The sequence below is a fragment of the Actinophytocola sp. genome, assembly GCF_009379765.1.
GTDB lineage: Bacteria > Actinomycetota > Actinomycetes > Mycobacteriales > Pseudonocardiaceae > Actinophytocola.
Map to the genome: position 1 here is coordinate 1 of NZ_WHTD01000031.1, position 15,505 is coordinate 15,505.

The following is a 15,505-nucleotide window of genomic DNA, read 5'->3' on the forward strand; positions in this document are numbered from 1 at the left end:
CGTCGCGGCCCGCCACAGGTCGGCCGCGACGCCGCTGAACCGGACGACGAGCGGATCGGTGGCCAAGCCACGGGAGACGTTGAGCAGCACGCCGTAGGTGACCCAGGCGAGGCTGAAGACGCCGAACGCGGTGACGCCGAGCTCGCGGGCGACGAACACGCCCACCACGAAGTTGGTCAGGCTCGACACCGCCTGATCCGCGAGTCCCCAGCTGAGTCGCCCCGCCAACCCCCGCATCGGGCTCACACCTTCAGCAGACCGGCGGCGTGCAGCGCGGACGCCGCGGCGACGACGGGGTCGAACGGGAGGCCGGCGCGCTCGGCGATGTCCAGCAGGCTGTGCTCGCCGTCGGAGTAGCTGAGCACCCACAGCATCGCGAGCTGGGCCTGCTTGGCGTCGCTGCGCCCGCCGAGCGAGTCGTACAGCCCGCGCCTGCCCAGCTGCGGCTCGCCGTACGGGGACAGGTTCACGTAGGTCCGGTTCCGCTCCAGCACCGAGACCGCCGTGCGCAGGACCTCGAGGGTGTCGACCATGGCGTCGGGCGCGACGAGGTCGGGGTTGTCGCCGGACGTGTGGTACTCCGGGTACTCGGCGTACGGGGTCCTGGTCAGGCAGCCGACGCCGAGGTTGAAGCCCGGCGAGCAGTACTGCCGCTCGTCGTAGCCGTAGGGCGAGAACGGCCGGATCTCATGTGGACGGTCGCGCAGCACGTGTGCGAGCACCCGGTCGATCTCCGCGTCGCCGCGCCGGCTCCGCTTGTAGGTCAGCGAGCCCCGGTCGCCCGCGCAGGCGAGGACCAGCCCGTGCGCGACCTTCTCGACCTGCTCCGCGTTGCACGCGAGCCAGGTGATCGCGCCGATCGTGCCGGGCGCGAAGATGAACCGGTAGGTGTGGTAAGGGTCCACGAGGCCCCGCGCGAGCTCGATCGCCACCGCGACGGCGGCCATGTTGTCGTTGGCGAGCGCCGGGTGGCAGACGTGGCAGGACACGATCACCTCGTCGGTGACCTGGCCCGGCACGACGTGCTCGGCGTAGGTCAGGTGCCCGTCGGCGAGCGTGCTGTCGATCCGCACCTCGTAGTCGCCGTCCGGCAGCGCGTCCAGGGTGTCCTGGGCAAGGCAGAAGCCCCAGGTGGGCGCGTAGTAGCTGGTCCGGTACGGCACGAGCGACGGCTGGTCGGGCAGCGTGTGCAGGTGTCCGCGCAGCTCGGCGAGCGGCATCGTGGTGTGCACCGGCACGCTGTAGCCGACCACGTGCAGGCTCGACTCCCGGAAGTCGACCACCCGGCGACCGGTGGCGTCGGCCACGTAGGCGTCCCGGATGTTCCACTCCCGCGGCACGGTCCAGTCGAGCACCTCGGTGCCGGTGGGCACCTCGTGCACGGTCAGCGGCAGCTGCTCGCCGATGATGTCGAGGGTGGCGCGCACGCCGTCGCCGGTGATGCTCCGGCACAGCGGGTACAACCGCCGCACCAGAGCATGCATCCGCGCACCGGGCTGCATCAGGAGTGCCGCAAGGTGTCGTCGACCAAGCCGCCGCGGGAGCGGTCGCGCAGCCAGGCGAGCCGGGTGAACCGTCGTTCGAAGGAGTCGACGGTCAGCTCGTGCCGCTGGTAGGCCTCGATCAGCTCGAGCGCGCCGTCCTTGACCGTCCACGCGCACTCGAACCCGGGGATCGCCGCGCGGAACTTGGCGAAGTCGACCCGGTAGGAGAGCGGGTCGGCGCCTGCCTCGCCGGTGATCCGCAGCCGCGAGCCGGGCACCGCCTCGACCACCTCGGCGGCGATCTCGGCGACGGTCACGTTGTTGCGCTCGGTGCCGATGTTGAACGCCTCGTCGTGCACCGCCTCCCGGGGCGCCTCCAGTGCGGCGAGGAACGCCTTCGCGATGTCGGCGGCGTGCACCAGCGGGCGCCACGGCGTGCCGTCGGAGAGCACCAGCACCTCACCGGACAGGAAGGCGTGGCCCACCAGGTTGTTCAGCACGATGTCCGCGCGCAGCCGCGGCGAGTAGCCGAACGCGGTGGCGTTGCGCAGGTAGACCGGGGTGAAGTCGTCGTCGGCGAGCTCGTGCAGGTCGCCCTCGACGAGCACCTTGGACTCCGCGTACGGGGTCACCGGGCGCAGCGGCGCGTCCTCGTCGACCAGGTCGTCGCCACCGGACGCGCCGTAGACCGAGCAGGTCGAGGCGTAGAGGAACCGCGTGACCCCGGCGTCGCGCGCGAGCCGCGCGAGGCGGACCGCGGCGCGGTGGTTGATGTCGTAGGTCAGCTCGGGCGCCAGCGCGCCGAGCGGGTCGTTCGACAGCGCCGCCAGGTGGATCACGGCGTCCACATCGGACACGTGGGCGAGGGTGACGTCGCGCAGGTCGACGTCGTGGCCCGGCGGGTCGAGCGGCGTCCCGCCCAGCACGCAGTCGGCGAACAGGCCCGAGTCCAGGCCCACCACCTCGTGCCCGGCGGTCTTCAGCACGGGGGCCATCACCGTGCCCAGGTACCCCTTGTGGCCCGTCAGCAGGACGCGCATCTCTCAGCCCTCCAGGTCGAGAATGAACTTGGTGACGTGGAAGGCCTCGGCGTAACGGGCCTGGCATTCGATCCCGCGGATCCGGGCCAGACCGAGGAAGGCCTCCCGGTCGTACCACGGACGATGTCGCTGCGAGGCGTAGTGCCGTTGCAGGAGCTCGACTTTTTTCTCGGCGAGCTCGGGCGACATCGGCTGGTAGGCGTTGGGCCGGCCGAGGTCGCCGTCCCACTTCACGATCTCGTAGCCGAGCACCAGCGCCCCCCGGAACGCGGTCGGCACCAGCTGGGCGAGGCCCCGGTGGTCCTGGTGGGCGTCGTCGGTGCGAGGCGCGAGGATCAGGTCCGGGTCGGTGCGGCCGCGCAGCTCCTCGAGCGCGGACTTGGCCTCGTCCCAGTGCGCGGGCAGCCGCCCGTCGGGCAGCTTCAGCACCGTCGGGTGCAGGTCGGCGCCGGGGCAGAAGGCAGCGAGCGCGGCCAGTTCCTCGTCCTCCCGTTCGCTGCCACCGCCCGAGAGCACCAGCGCGTCGACCCGGACTCCCGGCCGGGCCGCGCAGATCGCGAGCAGCGTCCCGCCCGCGCCGATCGCGATGTCGTCGCAGTGTGCGCCGAGCGCCACCACGCGGTCGAGCCGGCCGCTCCCCAACCGGATCACGCGGAGACCCGCTCGTTGTCCCACAGCGCCCACGGCCGCTCACCGCGCGAGTAGCCCTCGTCGAGCGCGAACCGTTCCTTGACCGTGTCGGTCGGCCTCCAGAACCCGCGGTAGGGGTAGGCCAGCAGCCTGCCCCGCTTGGCGAGCTCGGCGCAGCCGTCCGCGACCAGGTCGCCGCCCTTGGGGATGTGGTCGAAGACGTCCTGACGGAGCACGAAGTAGCCGCCGTTCTCCCACAGCGGCATCTCGCTGACCGCGGTGATCGCGCCGACCTTGTTGTCCTCGCCCATCTCCACGCAGTGGAACGACGACTGCGGCGGGACGACCATCATCGACGCGCCCGCGTCGGAGTCGCGGAACCGGTCGATCATCAGGTCCAGTGGCGCGTCGGTGAGCACGTCGGCGTAGTTGGCGAGGAACATCTCGTCGCCGTCGAGGTGCTCGCGCACCCGGCGCAGCCGCTCGCCGATGGCCGACTCGATGCCGGTCTGGATGAACGAGATCGACCAGTCCGCGATGTCGGTGCCCAGCAGCTCGGCCTTGCCGTCTCGCAGGACGAAGTCGTTGGAGACGGTCTCCTCGTAGTCGAGGAAGAACTTCTTGATGTGGTGCGCGCCGTAGCCGAGGCACAGCACGAACTCGGTGTGCCCGAAGTGTGCGTAGTAGCGCATGACGTGCCAGATCAGCGGACGCGGGCCGACCATCGCCATCGGCTTGGGCACGTCGTCGGCGGTGCCGTTGCGCATGCGCATCCCGTACCCGCCGCAGAAGAGAGCGACCTTCATGGCTTTACCTCAACGATCTCCAGGCTCGGAATGGGGAAGACGAGCCGCCCGCCCCATTCGCCCACATAGGACAGTTGCTCGACGAGCTCCGCGCGCAGGTTCCACGGCAGCACGAGCACGTAGTCCGGCCGATCCTCGGCGATCCGTTCCGGAGGCAGGATCGGGATCCGGGTGCCCGGGGTGAACCTGCCGTGCTTGTAGGGATTCCTGTCCACCGTGTACGCCAGGAGATCCGGGCGGATGCCACAGTGGTTGAGCAGCGTGTTGCCCTTGCCGGGCGCGCCGTAGCCGACCACGGTCCTGCCCTGGGCGGCGGCCACGGTGAGGAAGCCGAGCAGGTCGCGGCGGACCGCGGCCACCCGGCGGGCGAACTCGGTGTAGCCGGCGAGCTCGTGCAGCCCCGCGGCCTTCTCGCTGGCGAGCACGTCGGACACCCGCCGGCCGGGCTCGCCCGCGATCTCCGCCGGGCGGGCGAACAGCCGGATCGAGCCGCCGTGCGTGTCGAGCAGCTCGACGTCCACGAGGGCCAGCCCGCCGCTCGCCAGCGCGCGCTGCGCGGAGGCGACGGTGTAGTACTGGAAGTGCTCGTGGTAGATCGTGTCGTACTGGTTGCGCTCGAACAGCGTCAGCAGGTGCTGCACCTCGACCGACACCCAGCCGTCGTCGGCGACCAGTGCGCGCAGGCCCTTCGTGAAGCCCACGACGTCCGGGATGTGCGCGTAGACGTTGTTGGCCACCACGAGGTCCGCGGGCCCGTGCTCGGCGCGGACCGTGGCACCGGTGTCGGGACCGAGGAACGCGGTGACCGTGGGGACGCCCTTCTCCCGCGCGGCGGCGCCGACGTTGACCGACGGCTCGATGCCGAGGCAGCGGATGCCGCCTGCGGCCACGTGCTGGAGGAGGTAGCCGTCGTTGCTGGCGACCTCGACGACGAACGAGTCGGCGCCGAGCCCGAAGCGGACCACCGAGTCGAGCACGAGCTTCTTGGCGTGCTCGACCCAGGAGGTCGAGTACGACGAGAAGTAGGCGTACTCGGTGAAGGTGTCCTCGGGCGTGATGAGCGGTGGCAGCTGGGCGAGCCAGCAGCCGGTGCACACCCGCAGGTGCAGCGGGTAGGTCATCTCGGGCTCGTCGACCTGCTCCGCGGTGAGGAAGAGCTCACACGGCGGGGTGGCCCCGAGGTCGACGACGCTCACGAGGTCGGCGGATCCGCACAGCCGACAGGTCATCAGTACGCCCCCTGCCCGCCGAGCACCGCTCGGAAGGTCTTCCACAAGATCATCGCGTCCATGGCGAGCGACCAGTCCTCCACATATCGCAGGTCCAACCGGACCGCTTCCTCCCATGACAGGTCGCTACGACCGCTGACCTGCCACAGTCCGGTCAACCCGGGTTTGACGAGCAGCCGGCGCCGCATGTCCGGCTCGTAGCGGGCGGACTCCTCCGGCAGCGGCGGCCGCGGTCCCACGAGGGACATGGCGCCGGTGAGCACGTTGAACAGCTGCGGCAGCTCGTCGACCGAGTAGCGCCGCAGGATCGCGCCGACCCGGGTGATCCGGGGGTCCTTGCGCATCTTGAACAGCACGCCGGCGCCTTCGTTGGTCTTGGCGAGCCGGGCCTTGCGCCGGTCGGCGTCGCGGACCATCGTGCGGAACTTGACGATGGTGAACTCCTTGCCGGACTTGCCGACCCGGCGCTGCTTGTAGAACACGGGCCCGCGGCTGTCGATCATGATGGCGAGCGCGGTGAGGACCATCATCGGCCCGGTGATCGCCAGCATGAGGAAGGCACCGACCCGGTCGACCACGCCCTTGACCGCGCGGCGCATGCCGGTGAACACGGGTGCGCTGACCCGCAGCAGCGGCATCCCGAGAACGCCGCTGACGTGCAGCCGGGGACCGGCCACCTCCATGAGCGTCGGGGCGACGACCATCTCCGCCCCGGAGCCCTCGAGCTTCCAGGCGAGCCGCTGCAGCCGGCGTGGGGTCCAGTAGGGGTCGGCGGTGATCGCGACGATGCGGTAGCCGCCACGGCGGACGTGCTCCGCGACCTCGTCGAGCCGGCCGACCACGGAGACACCGTCGACGTGGTCGCTGGTGGTGCCGGTGCCGTCGGCGGTGCAGACGGCGGCGACCTGCCAGCCGATGTGTGGCGCGGCCTTGGTACGGGTGATCATGTCGCGCACGGAGTCCACGCCCCCGGCGACCATGACCGGCAGCAGGCACTCGCCGACGCGGCGGGCCTTGTGCAGGAGCTGGCGGAGCAGGTAGCGGGACAGCAGCGCGACGAGCGCGGCGACCGGGATGACGATGAACACCCACGGCCGGGCCGAGACGACGCCGGTGGCGAGCCCGGCGAGCCCGAGCGCCACGGCGGCGGCGAACATGCCGCGGCCGAGCCGGACGTACTCTTCCGCGCCCTGGCCGAGCACGACGAGGTGCCACGCTCTGTTCATGGCGAGCGAGACGAGGACGACGAGGACGGTGAGCCCGCCGAGCACGAGGTCCTTGAAGAGCGCGGCGCCGCTGACCGAGATCAGCCCGCCGACGATCAGTGCGGTGAGGAAGGTGACGAGGACGTCGGAGAGGATGACGTACCTGCGGTAGGCGGGCTCCCAGCCGGCAACGGGAAGCCGCGCTGGTTCGCCGACTGGCAGGGCGAGCGTGTGTCGGTTGACGGACAAGCCCCGCCAGATCGTCGATCTCCGACGTGGGGCGCCCAACTGTTGGTCACTCATTGTGGTCCCCCCAGCCGCACGCGTGCGCGCACGACGGGTTGAAGGGCGTCCCCGAGAGCCCAGTGCGGTCCGATTCGCTTGCGACCCAACGAATCGGTTTGCCCCTGCCGAGCCGTGGTCGCGTTCTGAGATTCGCTGAACGAACGGCGACTGTTACACGGAACGTGAGACTCGTATCCCCCTGAAGAGGGAGGTCCGCACCGTGGACCAGCACCGATAGCGCGATAGGCTCTCCCAACGTGCGAAGTCGATCACATTCCGCAGCAGACCGACCCCACCAGAAGGAGCGCAACCGGACGACCCCGTGCCCGAAGGGGCGGCGGAGCAGAGGGGGGCGGAGCGCAAAAAACCCCGGCGACAGGATCACCGGGGCATCGAGTGGCCAGGGGCGGGGTCGAACCGCCGACCTACCGCTTTTCAGTTCGCCGGAAGATCGTTCACCGGAGGTTGTGGGACTGATGTCATCCTGCTCAGAGACGGTTTCGCCCTCGCCTGAACGGACCCGACCCGACCTGTACTGAGACCCGCATTGAGACCCCGACGAGAACGGCTGCGGACGGTAGAGTCTCGGCCATGGCAACGACGTTCGCTGACCTTGAGGCGCGGGTGCGCGGTCTGGAATCACGGGCACAACGACCGAGGAAGACGTGACCGCGATCGTCACGACGGTGGTTGAGGTCCGAGACGACGTGAAGTGGCTGAAGCGCGCCGTCCAAGCGCTCCTCACCGACCGGAACCTGACCGTCCCCGAGGACGAGTCCGACGACGAGGACTGAGACCCGAACTGAGACCCAACAGCCCCCGGTGATCTTCGCCGGGGGCTGTTTTTGCAGGTGGCCAGGGGCGGGATCGAACCGCCGACCTACCGCTTTTCAGGCGGTCGCTCATACCAACTGAGCTACCTGGCCAAGACCTAGCTGGCCCAGCCCAACCTCTTCCGAGGTTGGCCCCGGCCTCGGAACTTCGTCTGAGGCTGGTCCGGCCCCAACGCAACCACGCCGGGTCCGGAGGAGCTCGCACCGGTGGGGGGTCTGGGGGGCTCGGCCCCCCAACTTCACACGGAGGTGACCCGGCCCGCGCACTCCGCGGGCACGGCCCACCCGGAACCTCCGCGACCCAGACGGGACTCGAACCCGCGACCTTCGCCGTGACAGGGCGACGCGCTAACCAACTGCGCCACTGGGCCTTGCTGTAGTACGTGCTCCCAACGGGATTCGAACCCGCGCTGCCGCCTTGAAAGGGCGGAGTCCTAGGCCGCTAGACGATGGGAGCCCGGGTTGCCCGCTTGGGAGCACGGAAAGCATAGGACACGACCCGCCCTGCATACAAAGCGGGTATCGCCAACCGCTCCACCTCGGGAAACCCCGGGCCCACCGAAGGCCGGCTACCGGCGGACCGGTGGGACGCCGTCGTCCCCCGGCGCGAGGCCGAGCATCTCGAGCAGCTCGCGGCAGTCCTCCACGTCCTTGGCGCCGCGGGCCACGGCAAGCTGGGCGCGGTGCACCTGCTCGTCGGTGACCCGCGATGTCTCGCCTGAGCGCGGTGCGGGGACGCCACCCGTGCCGAACGCGAGCGAGGTGTCACGGGTTTCATGTTGTAGCAGGAAGTCACGAACTTCGACCGGTCCGCTCATGTCGCCTCCCCGACCATCAGGTATTGGCGGAGAGGCTATGAGACGGAGGGCACTGTCCACAGCCCCCCGAGGAGTGAATCCCGACCCCACGGATAGTAGTCAGGGGTGATTCGGGCCCCCTCGAGTGAGCGAGACCATTCGCGTGACGGACCCCCGTGATCACTCGAACGGACGCAAAACGGTCACTGCGCACCCCTCGCGTGCCCACCGAGACGACACCCCGCCGACGGGGAACGCCCATCGGGTTGGCCCATGGTTGGGCCATGACCTGCGGTAACGGCATTTCGGACAAGCCGACCCATGTGGGGGACACCGCATCCCTCAAGCGCGGCGTGTCGCCCGTCGAAGACAGGACGGGATGGGGAGTTCGCCGATGAGGAGGAACCTGCAGTGCCCATGCACACGATCTACAACGTGTTCAACGTCACCGGGATGACCTGCGACCATTGCGCCGCCTCGGTCACCGAGGAGCTGTCCGAGCTCGACCACGTCACGGATGTCGCGGTGAACCTCGACACCGGCGCGGTGACGGTCGCGAGCGCCGACGAGCTGAGCCGGCCGCGGGTCGAAGCGGCCCTCGCGCACGCCGGCCACCACCTCGCCGACTGACCGCTCGGACAGACCCCGGGCTCCACAACACGCGCGTGCGGGTTCCCGTTGAAGAGTGCCGCTCCGCCGCGAGCAGTAGGTGAACAGTTCTCCCAATTTTTCCCGCCTACCCACTCCCACGAAGCGCGTGTGCGTGCAACAATCGTTTCGCTGACACACCCCCGGTCAGCGCCTGTGGAGATCCCCTCCGGCCCCCGCGTTCCTCCCCCTGGCGCGGGGGCCTCTCCAACCCTGCTCGACGCTTGGGCGCCTTCGCCGGGTGCTTGTATCTCCGGGGGGCCGAGCCCCCCGAACCCCCCACGGTGCGAGCTCCTCCGGACCCAGCGTGATCACTCTGAGTATTCACCAGCGTTCGGGCTGTCGGCTCTCGGGCTTCCGCCATCGGCTCTTGGGCTTCCGCCATCGGCTCTCGGGCTTCCGCCATCGGCTCTCGGGCTTCCGCCATCGGCTCTCGGGCTGTTGGCGCTCGGGGGCATCGATCTCGCGGGGCCCTCGCCGGTCTCCGCCGGGTGTGTCGAAGCGCGTCGAAGGGGTGTTGGCGGTCGCGGGTGGGTGTGATCTGTGCGATCACTTTTGGGGGGTTCGATCTTTGGGGCCTACCTGAAGTGGGGTTTTGTTCTCACTACTGAGGGTGCACGTACCTTTACCGGTGAAAAAGGGTTGTCTCGCTTGGTTGACCGCAATCAGTTCGTTACCCTCTCGATGTGCTTTTCACAGGACGCAGTCGACCGAGTGTCAAGGCGGCGGATGACGCCGCCAACGCCGGGCGCCATCGCACCGAGGGCCAGGAGCAGGAAGATCGGCCCGACGAGGACCTGGAGTCCTACCTCGCGGCACTTTCCCCAGAAGGCGACCCCGAGTCCACCGGGTCCGGCCGCCGGTTCGGCGGCGCGCAGGTCTACCAGCTGCGCCTCCCCCTCATGGCCAACGAGCAGCTCCGCGAGCTCGCCGCCCACCACCAAACCTCCCCGATGGCGCTCGCCCAGGAATGGGTTCTCCAGCGCCTCGAGTGGGAGTCCCAGCACCTCCACCGACGCTAGAAAACCCCCGAATTCAACCCCGAACAAGCCAGCAGGGCCCCGGTCGCAATGACCGGGGCCCTTTAGTTTCGCGCCGAGAGAACTAGAGCGCGCGGACGTTCGTGGCCTGGGGGCCCTTGGTGCCCTGCCCGACCTCGAACTCGACCCGCTGGTTCTCTTCCAGGGTGCGGAATCCCTTGCCCTGGATCTCCGAGTAGTGCACGAAGACATCGGCATCGCCGTCGTCGACGGCGATGAACCCGAAGCCCTTCTCGGAGTTGAACCACTTCACAGTGCCCTGTGCCATCTACCTGCCTCCATCGCAGGATCAGCATGGGGTTACACCGTGCAACCCCGGCAGCCCCCGGGCGTTGCCTCCGCCAACCTCAGCGAAAGAGCCGCACGCCCGCGTTTTCGTTCCGCGAGCGTGGAAAGCACGAACACAGAAACTACGGCCTGCGCGAGAAAGCTTATCGCGGAGAGGAGCCGTAGCACTACCACCAGCACACAGGGGATTACGCCCCTCACCCGATCTACGCAGCTTGAGGAGGGGTGATCAGCTGTGATCTGTGTCACATCCGAATGAGTCAACGTCACACCGACCAAAGGCGTCGAAAGAGGTGTGCGGACGCCGGGGTATCGACAGGGGGATGGATGAGCGCTCGTCGGGGTGGATCTGGTCGCAGGACGTCAGGCCGCCGACCTGGCGGCCTGACGCTGGCCCTGCTGGCCGCCGGGGTGGTCGCGACGTTGGGGCTGACGGCGTGCAGCTCCGGCGACGGGGACGCGCGGCCCGCGGGTGGCGGCACGGACGACGCGCCGAAGGTCCAGGCCAAGCCCAAGCCGGCCGCGCAGATCGCGCTGCAGCCGGCCGCGGGCGCGCGGAACGTCAGCCCGGTGGCGCCGGTCAAGGTCACCGTCGCCGACGGCAGCATCGAGACGCTCACCCTCACCAACCCGACCGGCAAGCAGGTCAAGGGGACCCTGGCGCCGGACAAGACGTCCTGGACGGTCGCGGAGCCGCTCGGCTACGCCAAGACCTACACCTGGGCGGGCACCGCGCTCGGCGCGGACGGGGAGCGGAAGCAGATCGCCGGCGCGTTCACCACGGTCACGCCGGACTCGCTCGTCAACACCACGATCAACACGGGGGACGGCAAGACCTACGGCGTCGCGATGCCGATCGCGGTCACGTTCGACGGGCCGGTCACCGACAAGGCCGCCGCGCAGCGGTCGATGACCGTGCAGACGTCCGTGCCGGTCGAGGGCGCCTGGGCCTGGCTCGACGATCGCCGGGCGCACTGGCGGCCGAAGGCCTACTGGCCGGCCGGCACCCACGTGACGGTGAACCTCCAGCTCTACGGCGTGCCCTACGGGGAAGGCTCCTACGGCAACGACGACATGACCTCGCAGTTCACCATCGGCCGCAACCAGGTCGTGAAGGCCGACACGCAGACCCACCGGCTGCAGGTGTTCCGCGGCGGCAAGCTCGTCCAGGACTTCCCGGCCAGCATGGGCCTCGACTCCGACCCGGCCGGGTGACCAACAGCGGCACGCACGTGGTGATGTCCAAGCACGAGTCGTACTCGATGTCCAACCCGAAGTACGACTACTTCGACGTGGTGGTCCCGTGGGCGGTGCGGATCTCCAACAACGGCGAGTTCGTGCACGGGTACGGGCCGTCGGTGTGGGCGCAGGGCAGCCAGAACGTCTCGCACGGCTGCGTGAACCTCTCCCCGAGCAACGCCAAGACCTACTTCGACAGCGCGCTGGTCGGCGACCCGGTGGAGATCTCCGGCAGCAACAAGCAGCTCGACGCGGCCGACGGCGACTACTACGACTGGGCCGTCCCGTGGGACCAGTAGATCGGGATGTCCGCGGTCGCCTGACGCCTCCGGCTGACCCGTTCGGCTGACCGCGGTGGAGCGTCGCGGGCATAATGCCGGCGACGTCAAGGGCGGGAGCGGCGATGCAAGGTGGGGCGGCTCGACCCCGGCGGGTCCCGGCCGACCTGGAACGCCGGTTCGCCGCGCTGTCCGCCGCGCTGGGCTCCCCGGGCACCGGGCCGGACGCCGAGCCCGAGCAACCCGGCAGCGAGGTGGCCGGCGAGGTGGCCGCCGGCTATCTCGTCGTCCGGGCGTCCGGGGCGAGCGCGGCGCGGGTTGCTATCGACGCGATCCGTCAACCCTCGCTCGCCAAGGCCAAGGTCGAGCCCGACCAGATCCAGCTGGTCATGCGGGCCTCGCTGCCCCGCTACCTGCCGGCGGCCGGGGTGAGCCTCCGCTTCCCCGAGTGCTCGCTGCGGGCCCAGCCGGCCGGGCGGCACGGGACCGTGCTGCTCACCGTGGCCACGAGCAAGCTGTCGATCAGCTTCGGGGAGCTGCGACCGCTGCTGTTCCGCCCGGTGCCGGTGGAGCGGCCGCTGCAGACGCTGTTCGCCGCGGCGGTGGCACACCTGCTCGTGGTGGCCGAGTCGCTGGACCAGCACGGGATCAAGCCGTACCTCACCGGGCTCGCCGAGCTGGTGCTGCGCAGCGCGTTGCGGACGGAGCTCAACCGGGCCGACGCGATCGCGACCCGGCGGCGCGACGCGGTGGAGTACATCAAGGAGAACCTGGCCGACCCCGCGCTGTCCGCGGACCGGATCGCCGACGCGTTGTTCATCTCCCGGCGCCGGCTCTACCAGCTCTTCGATGACGGGGACGGGGTGTCCGGCCGGATCAGGCAGCTGCGCATCGACCGGGCGAAGGAGCTGCTCGGCGACCCGGCGCACGCGGTGAAGGGCATCGGCGAGATCTCCCGGCAGTGCGGCTTCGCCAACGCGGCGCACTTCTCGCGGACGTTCCGCAAGGTGGTCGGCGAGGCCCCGCGCGACTACCGCGACCGCGTCCTGCGCGATCAGTAGCGCGCGGCGTACCAGGTGGGCGTCTCGCCGAACATCTCCTTGAAGTCGCGGACGAAGTGGGCCTGGTCGGCGTAGCCGAGCTCGACGGCGAGCGACGCCCAGTCGATCTCCGCGCCTTTCGCCAGCCGCTCGGTGACCTCGTGCAGCCGGTAGCGGCGGATCACCCACTTCGGCCCGATGCCGACGTACTCGGCGAACAGCCGTTGCAGCCCGCGGACGCTCATACCGCTCGCGTGCGCCAGGTCGTCGACCCTCGTGAGGTCGGGCTTGGCGACGATCATCGAGACGATGTCCGCGGCCTCGTCCGCCCGCGGGTCGGGCGCCGGCCGCCGCGCGAGCAGGCACCGCTCGACGGTCTCCACGCTCGGCCGGTCCGGGAGGTCGGTGAACACCTCGCGGGCGTCGAGGGACCGGTCGGTGATCGTCGACACGGACGCGTGCAGGAACGGCCGGAAGCAGCCTGGCCGGAACGCCACGCCGAACACGCCGCTCCGGCCGGCGAGCACCTTGGTCTGGTGGCCGCTCGCGACGCCGCGCACGTAAGCGGCACCGTCCTGGAAGGTCAGGTGCACGTTGGGATACGGGACGATCTTCTGCCGGTAGGGCTCGGCGTAGTCCCAGGAGACGTCCCAGTAGTAGGAGACGTACCGTTCCAGCTCCGGCGACGGCAGCGGGAAGTCGTGCCGCTGGTAGGTCAACCAGGCACTGCCTAGCTCGCGCGTGTCCCTGGGCACGGGCCCGAGTCTACGTGGCGTTTGTTCTAGCCGGCCGGGATCGCGGGCTGGTTTGCCTGACGCCATGTCCGCGAAGCACATCGCCCAGGCGGCCACGCCGCTGCTCGAGATCGTCCGCACCGTCGAGCCGGACCAGCTCGACGCACCGACCCCGTGCACCGAGTTCGAGTACGTGCACGACGAGGTGGCGCGCCACACTGGACCGCCTGCTGGCGCTGTCCGGCCGCGACACTAGCGGCCGCTCGACACCCGCATCCTCGGGTCGTTCGGCGCCACCTCGAAGTCCACCGATGACACCAGCCGGCCGAGTACGGTGGCCAGCTCCAGCCAGCCGCGGCCGGTGGTCGAGTGCAGGGTGAACACCGCCATCCGCTTGCCGGTCGGGTCGATGACGACCGCCTGGAGCTGGCACCCCGACGGGAGCCCGGTCCGGGACGGGCCGTCCACCACGAGCCGTTCCGCGATCACCACGGGGTAGCCGCGTTCGGTGCGGGACTCGGTCACCTCACGGATGTCGGCGCTGCCGGCGTCGGCGAGGTAGTGCCGCAGCTCGGCCGCGGCGTCCGGGCCGAGCGGGGCGTCGGCGGTGACGACCATGCCGACGAGGATCGCCGGGTCGGCGTTCTGGTGCGTCACGACCGCCACCAGGCCCGCGCCGTTCGCGTGGGCGAGCTCCGCGGCGTCGCGGGCGGCGAGCGCGATGCCGGGGTCGTGCGCGGAGTCGCGACCGCGGACCTCGATCATCGAGTCGGTCAACGCGCGCTCGGTCGCCTCGACCGACTGCACGGACACGGGGGTGACCCCCTGGATCGCGGCGAGCTTCACGACTCGGCCTGCAGCGGGGTCTCGCCGAGGACGATCAGCTCACCGGAGGGTCTGAGCCCGCCGGTCAGCGCCCCGGCGAAGGCCGAGCCCGCGCCGCTCGGCACCTGGACCGGGCCGGCCCGGGGTGGGCGCAGCAGGCCGCCGAGCGCGGCCGAGGTGCGCGAGGCCGAGCCCAGGACGCCGGCCAGGGCGCGGATCGCCGAGCTCTCCGCGCGGGGCGTCGGGGCGGCACCGCCCGCGACGGCCAGGGCGTCGGCGACCTCGTCGGCCGCCCGCCGGTGCTCCCGTTCCAGGTCACGCGCCTCGTCGAGGACCGAGGAGAGCGCCGTCTCCAGGTCGGCGACCCGGCTCGTGGCGCCGGACAGCTCGATGCTCGCCCCGGCCGCTGCGGACGGCGTCGCGGCGAGGTCGAGCGCGTTCTGCTTGTCCTGCACGGCGTCCCGGGCGTCGTCGAGCCGGCGGCGCAACCGCACCGCTCTCGCGTCCAGCTCCTCGGTGTGCCGCTTGTCGGCCACGAGCGTGCGGGCCCACCCCTCGAGCGCGGCCACCGCGTCGCGCAGGCGTCGCCGCGTGCCGTCGAAGTCCGACGGGGTGGCGTGCAGCCTGGCGCGGAACGTGTCGGCCGCCTCGCCCTGCCAGGCCGCGGACTGCCGCTCCGCGTCCCGCAGCGCCGGTTCGACCGCGCCGAGCGCCGAGTCGGCCGAGGTCAGCTGCGCGATCGCGGCGTGCACGGAGTCCAGCCGGCCGGGCGTCGGGTCGAACTCCAGGCCCCGGTAGGTCACCACCGGTCACCGCCGGCGCGGCGCAGCCGGTCGAGCGCGGCGTCGTCGAGCGCGGCATACCCGCCGCCGATCGACTCGACCAGCGCGGCATCGTCGCCGACCGCCCGCAGCACCGCGGTGAGCTCCTCGCGGGTGCCGGCGATCAGCTCGCCGACCACGGCGTCGAGCCGGCCGGGACCCAGGCCGGCACAACCGTCGAGCTTGTCGACCGCGCCGGACACGGACTCCGCCGCGGCGCCCAGCACCCGCGCGGTGACCCCGATGGCGGCCAGATCGGCCTCGAACCCGGACACGGCCGCCT

19 protein-coding genes, 3 tRNA genes and 1 pseudogene are annotated in these 15,505 nt (G+C 70.5%); 7 read left to right on the forward strand and 16 right to left on the reverse strand.

The genetic code is table 11. The features are described from left to right. The 7 genes and pseudogenes from GEV28_RS12155 to GEV28_RS12185 form a co-directional block, all read right to left on the reverse strand. A pseudogene (locus GEV28_RS12155) lies at window positions 1-237 on the reverse strand (hypothetical protein); the annotation flags it as partial. Between the two features lie 5 nt (window positions 238-242). Beyond that, complete coding sequence (locus GEV28_RS12160) at window positions 243-1,502, reverse strand: DUF4910 domain-containing protein (protein WP_291411746.1); 1,260 nt, start codon at window positions 1,500-1,502, stop codon at window positions 243-245. After that, window positions 1,502-2,524, reverse strand: coding sequence for an NAD(P)-dependent oxidoreductase (locus GEV28_RS12165; RefSeq protein WP_291411748.1), 1,023 nt, complete (start codon window positions 2,522-2,524; stop codon window positions 1,502-1,504). Before GEV28_RS12165 ends, GEV28_RS12160 begins: the two co-directional genes overlap by 1 nt. Window positions 2,525-2,527: 3 nt before the next feature. Further along, window positions 2,528-3,175 carry a PIG-L deacetylase family protein gene (locus tag GEV28_RS12170; RefSeq protein WP_291411749.1) on the reverse strand — a complete coding sequence of 216 codons (648 nt, stop codon included), beginning with the start codon at window positions 3,173-3,175 and terminating at the stop codon, window positions 2,528-2,530. Beyond that, the gene (locus GEV28_RS12175; protein ID WP_291411751.1) at window positions 3,172-3,960 is read right to left on the reverse strand and encodes a glucose-1-phosphate cytidylyltransferase; all 789 of its coding nucleotides are present in this window, start codon (window positions 3,958-3,960) and stop codon (window positions 3,172-3,174) included. Before GEV28_RS12175 ends, GEV28_RS12170 begins: the two co-directional genes overlap by 4 nt. Further along, the gene (locus tag GEV28_RS12180; protein ID WP_291411855.1) at window positions 3,957-5,192 is read right to left on the reverse strand and encodes a class I SAM-dependent methyltransferase; all 1,236 of its coding nucleotides are present in this window, start codon (window positions 5,190-5,192) and stop codon (window positions 3,957-3,959) included. Before GEV28_RS12180 ends, GEV28_RS12175 begins: the two co-directional genes overlap by 4 nt. Next, window positions 5,189-6,697: a sugar transferase gene (locus GEV28_RS12185; protein WP_291411753.1), complete on the reverse strand. Its 1,509-nt coding sequence runs from the start codon at window positions 6,695-6,697 to the stop codon at window positions 5,189-5,191. Before GEV28_RS12185 ends, GEV28_RS12180 begins: the two co-directional genes overlap by 4 nt. Window positions 6,698-7,344: 647 nt before the next feature. Between GEV28_RS12185 and GEV28_RS12190 the strand changes: the two genes are divergently transcribed. Further along, complete coding sequence (locus GEV28_RS12190) at window positions 7,345-7,473, forward strand: hypothetical protein (RefSeq protein WP_291411755.1); 129 nt, start codon at window positions 7,345-7,347, stop codon at window positions 7,471-7,473. Window positions 7,474-7,531: 58 nt separating this feature from the next. Here the strand turns inward: GEV28_RS12190 and GEV28_RS12195 are convergent. The 4 genes from GEV28_RS12195 to GEV28_RS12210 form a co-directional block, all read right to left on the reverse strand. After that, a tRNA-Phe gene (locus tag GEV28_RS12195) sits at window positions 7,532-7,605 on the reverse strand. Window positions 7,606-7,809: 204 nt separating this feature from the next. After that, window positions 7,810-7,883, reverse strand: a tRNA-Asp gene (locus tag GEV28_RS12200). 13 nt (window positions 7,884-7,896) lie between these two features. Then, a tRNA-Glu gene (locus GEV28_RS12205) sits at window positions 7,897-7,969 on the reverse strand. Between the two features lie 112 nt (window positions 7,970-8,081). After that, the gene (locus tag GEV28_RS12210) at window positions 8,082-8,330 is read right to left on the reverse strand and encodes a hypothetical protein (RefSeq protein WP_291411757.1); all 249 of its coding nucleotides are present in this window, start codon (window positions 8,328-8,330) and stop codon (window positions 8,082-8,084) included. A gap of 396 nt (window positions 8,331-8,726) precedes the next feature. Here GEV28_RS12210 and GEV28_RS12215 point away from each other — a divergent pair, with 396 nt between their 5' ends. Both GEV28_RS12215 and GEV28_RS12220 read left to right on the forward strand, forming a co-directional pair. Then, complete coding sequence (locus GEV28_RS12215) at window positions 8,727-8,939, forward strand: heavy-metal-associated domain-containing protein (protein ID WP_291411856.1); 213 nt, start codon at window positions 8,727-8,729, stop codon at window positions 8,937-8,939. Window positions 8,940-9,643: 704 nt separating this feature from the next. Next, a complete protein-coding gene (locus GEV28_RS12220; RefSeq protein ID WP_291411759.1) occupies window positions 9,644-9,979 on the forward strand; it encodes a hypothetical protein in 336 nt (111 codons plus the stop codon). Window positions 9,980-10,061: 82 nt separating this feature from the next. On the opposite strand, the gene GEV28_RS12225 is transcribed toward GEV28_RS12220, so the two are convergent. Continuing rightward, window positions 10,062-10,265 (reverse strand): cold-shock protein, encoded by a 204-nt coding sequence (locus tag GEV28_RS12225; RefSeq protein WP_291411761.1) that lies wholly within the window; start codon window positions 10,263-10,265, stop codon window positions 10,062-10,064. 347 nt (window positions 10,266-10,612) lie between these two features. On the opposite strand from GEV28_RS12225, the gene GEV28_RS12230 reads away from it, so the two are divergent. The 3 genes from GEV28_RS12230 (at window position 10,613) to GEV28_RS12235 (ending at window position 12,863) form a co-directional block, all read left to right on the forward strand. Further along, complete coding sequence (locus GEV28_RS12230) at window positions 10,613-11,500, forward strand: Ig-like domain-containing protein (RefSeq protein WP_367115092.1); 888 nt, start codon at window positions 10,613-10,615, stop codon at window positions 11,498-11,500. Further along, window positions 11,497-11,823: a L,D-transpeptidase gene (locus GEV28_RS42265; RefSeq protein WP_367115093.1), complete on the forward strand. Its 327-nt coding sequence runs from the start codon at window positions 11,497-11,499 to the stop codon at window positions 11,821-11,823. The genes GEV28_RS12230 and GEV28_RS42265 overlap by 4 nt, the downstream gene beginning before the upstream one ends. A 104-nt stretch (window positions 11,824-11,927) precedes the next feature. Continuing rightward, window positions 11,928-12,863, forward strand: coding sequence for an AraC family transcriptional regulator (locus GEV28_RS12235; protein ID WP_291411763.1), 936 nt, complete (start codon window positions 11,928-11,930; stop codon window positions 12,861-12,863). Here GEV28_RS12235 and GEV28_RS12240 read toward each other — a convergent pair. Further along, window positions 12,857-13,597 carry a helix-turn-helix domain-containing protein gene (locus GEV28_RS12240; protein ID WP_291411765.1) on the reverse strand — a complete coding sequence of 247 codons (741 nt, stop codon included), beginning with the start codon at window positions 13,595-13,597 and terminating at the stop codon, window positions 12,857-12,859. The genes GEV28_RS12235 and GEV28_RS12240 overlap by 7 nt on opposite strands. A gap of 64 nt (window positions 13,598-13,661) precedes the next feature. On the opposite strand from GEV28_RS12240, the gene GEV28_RS12245 reads away from it, so the two are divergent. Then, the gene (locus GEV28_RS12245) at window positions 13,662-13,832 is read left to right on the forward strand and encodes a hypothetical protein (protein ID WP_291411767.1); all 171 of its coding nucleotides are present in this window, start codon (window positions 13,662-13,664) and stop codon (window positions 13,830-13,832) included. Here GEV28_RS12245 and GEV28_RS12250 read toward each other — a convergent pair. From GEV28_RS12250 to GEV28_RS12260, 3 genes are read right to left on the reverse strand one after another with little or no spacing between them, the layout of a single operon-like run. Continuing rightward, on the reverse strand, window positions 13,829-14,422 hold the full coding sequence (locus GEV28_RS12250) for a hypothetical protein (protein ID WP_291411769.1): 594 nt from the start codon (window positions 14,420-14,422) through the stop codon (window positions 13,829-13,831). The genes GEV28_RS12245 and GEV28_RS12250 overlap by 4 nt on opposite strands. Continuing rightward, window positions 14,419-15,204, reverse strand: a complete 786-nt coding sequence (locus GEV28_RS12255) for a putative T7SS-secreted protein (RefSeq protein WP_291411771.1) — start codon at window positions 15,202-15,204, stop codon at window positions 14,419-14,421. Before GEV28_RS12255 ends, GEV28_RS12250 begins: the two co-directional genes overlap by 4 nt. After that, window positions 15,201-15,497, reverse strand: a complete 297-nt coding sequence (locus GEV28_RS12260; RefSeq protein ID WP_291411773.1) for a hypothetical protein — start codon at window positions 15,495-15,497, stop codon at window positions 15,201-15,203. The genes GEV28_RS12255 and GEV28_RS12260 overlap by 4 nt, the downstream gene beginning before the upstream one ends. Between the last annotated feature and the right edge of the window lie 8 nt (window positions 15,498-15,505).

Bases quoted from the DNA above. Each gene is read 5' to 3' on its own strand.
- GEV28_RS12160 (WP_291411746.1), bottom strand. From the start codon at position 1,502: ATGCAGCCCGGTGCGCGGATGCATGCTCTGGTGCGGCGGTTGTACCCG.
- GEV28_RS12165 (WP_291411748.1), bottom strand. From the start codon at position 2,524: ATGCGCGTCCTGCTGACGGGCCACAAGGGGTACCTGGGCACGGTGATG.
- GEV28_RS12175 (WP_291411751.1), bottom strand. From the start codon at position 3,960: ATGAAGGTCGCTCTCTTCTGCGGCGGGTACGGGATGCGCATGCGCAAC.
- GEV28_RS12185 (WP_291411753.1), bottom strand. From the start codon at position 6,697: ATGAGTGACCAACAGTTGGGCGCCCCACGTCGGAGATCGACGATCTGG.
- GEV28_RS12210 (WP_291411757.1), bottom strand. From the start codon at position 8,330: ATGAGCGGACCGGTCGAAGTTCGTGACTTCCTGCTACAACATGAAACC.
- GEV28_RS12215 (WP_291411856.1), top strand. From the start codon at position 8,727: ATGCACACGATCTACAACGTGTTCAACGTCACCGGGATGACCTGCGAC.
- GEV28_RS12225 (WP_291411761.1), bottom strand. From the start codon at position 10,265: ATGGCACAGGGCACTGTGAAGTGGTTCAACTCCGAGAAGGGCTTCGGG.
- GEV28_RS12230 (WP_367115092.1), top strand. From the start codon at position 10,613: ATGAGCGCTCGTCGGGGTGGATCTGGTCGCAGGACGTCAGGCCGCCGA.
- GEV28_RS12235 (WP_291411763.1), top strand. From the start codon at position 11,928: ATGCAAGGTGGGGCGGCTCGACCCCGGCGGGTCCCGGCCGACCTGGAA.
- GEV28_RS12245 (WP_291411767.1), top strand. From the start codon at position 13,662: ATGTCCGCGAAGCACATCGCCCAGGCGGCCACGCCGCTGCTCGAGATC.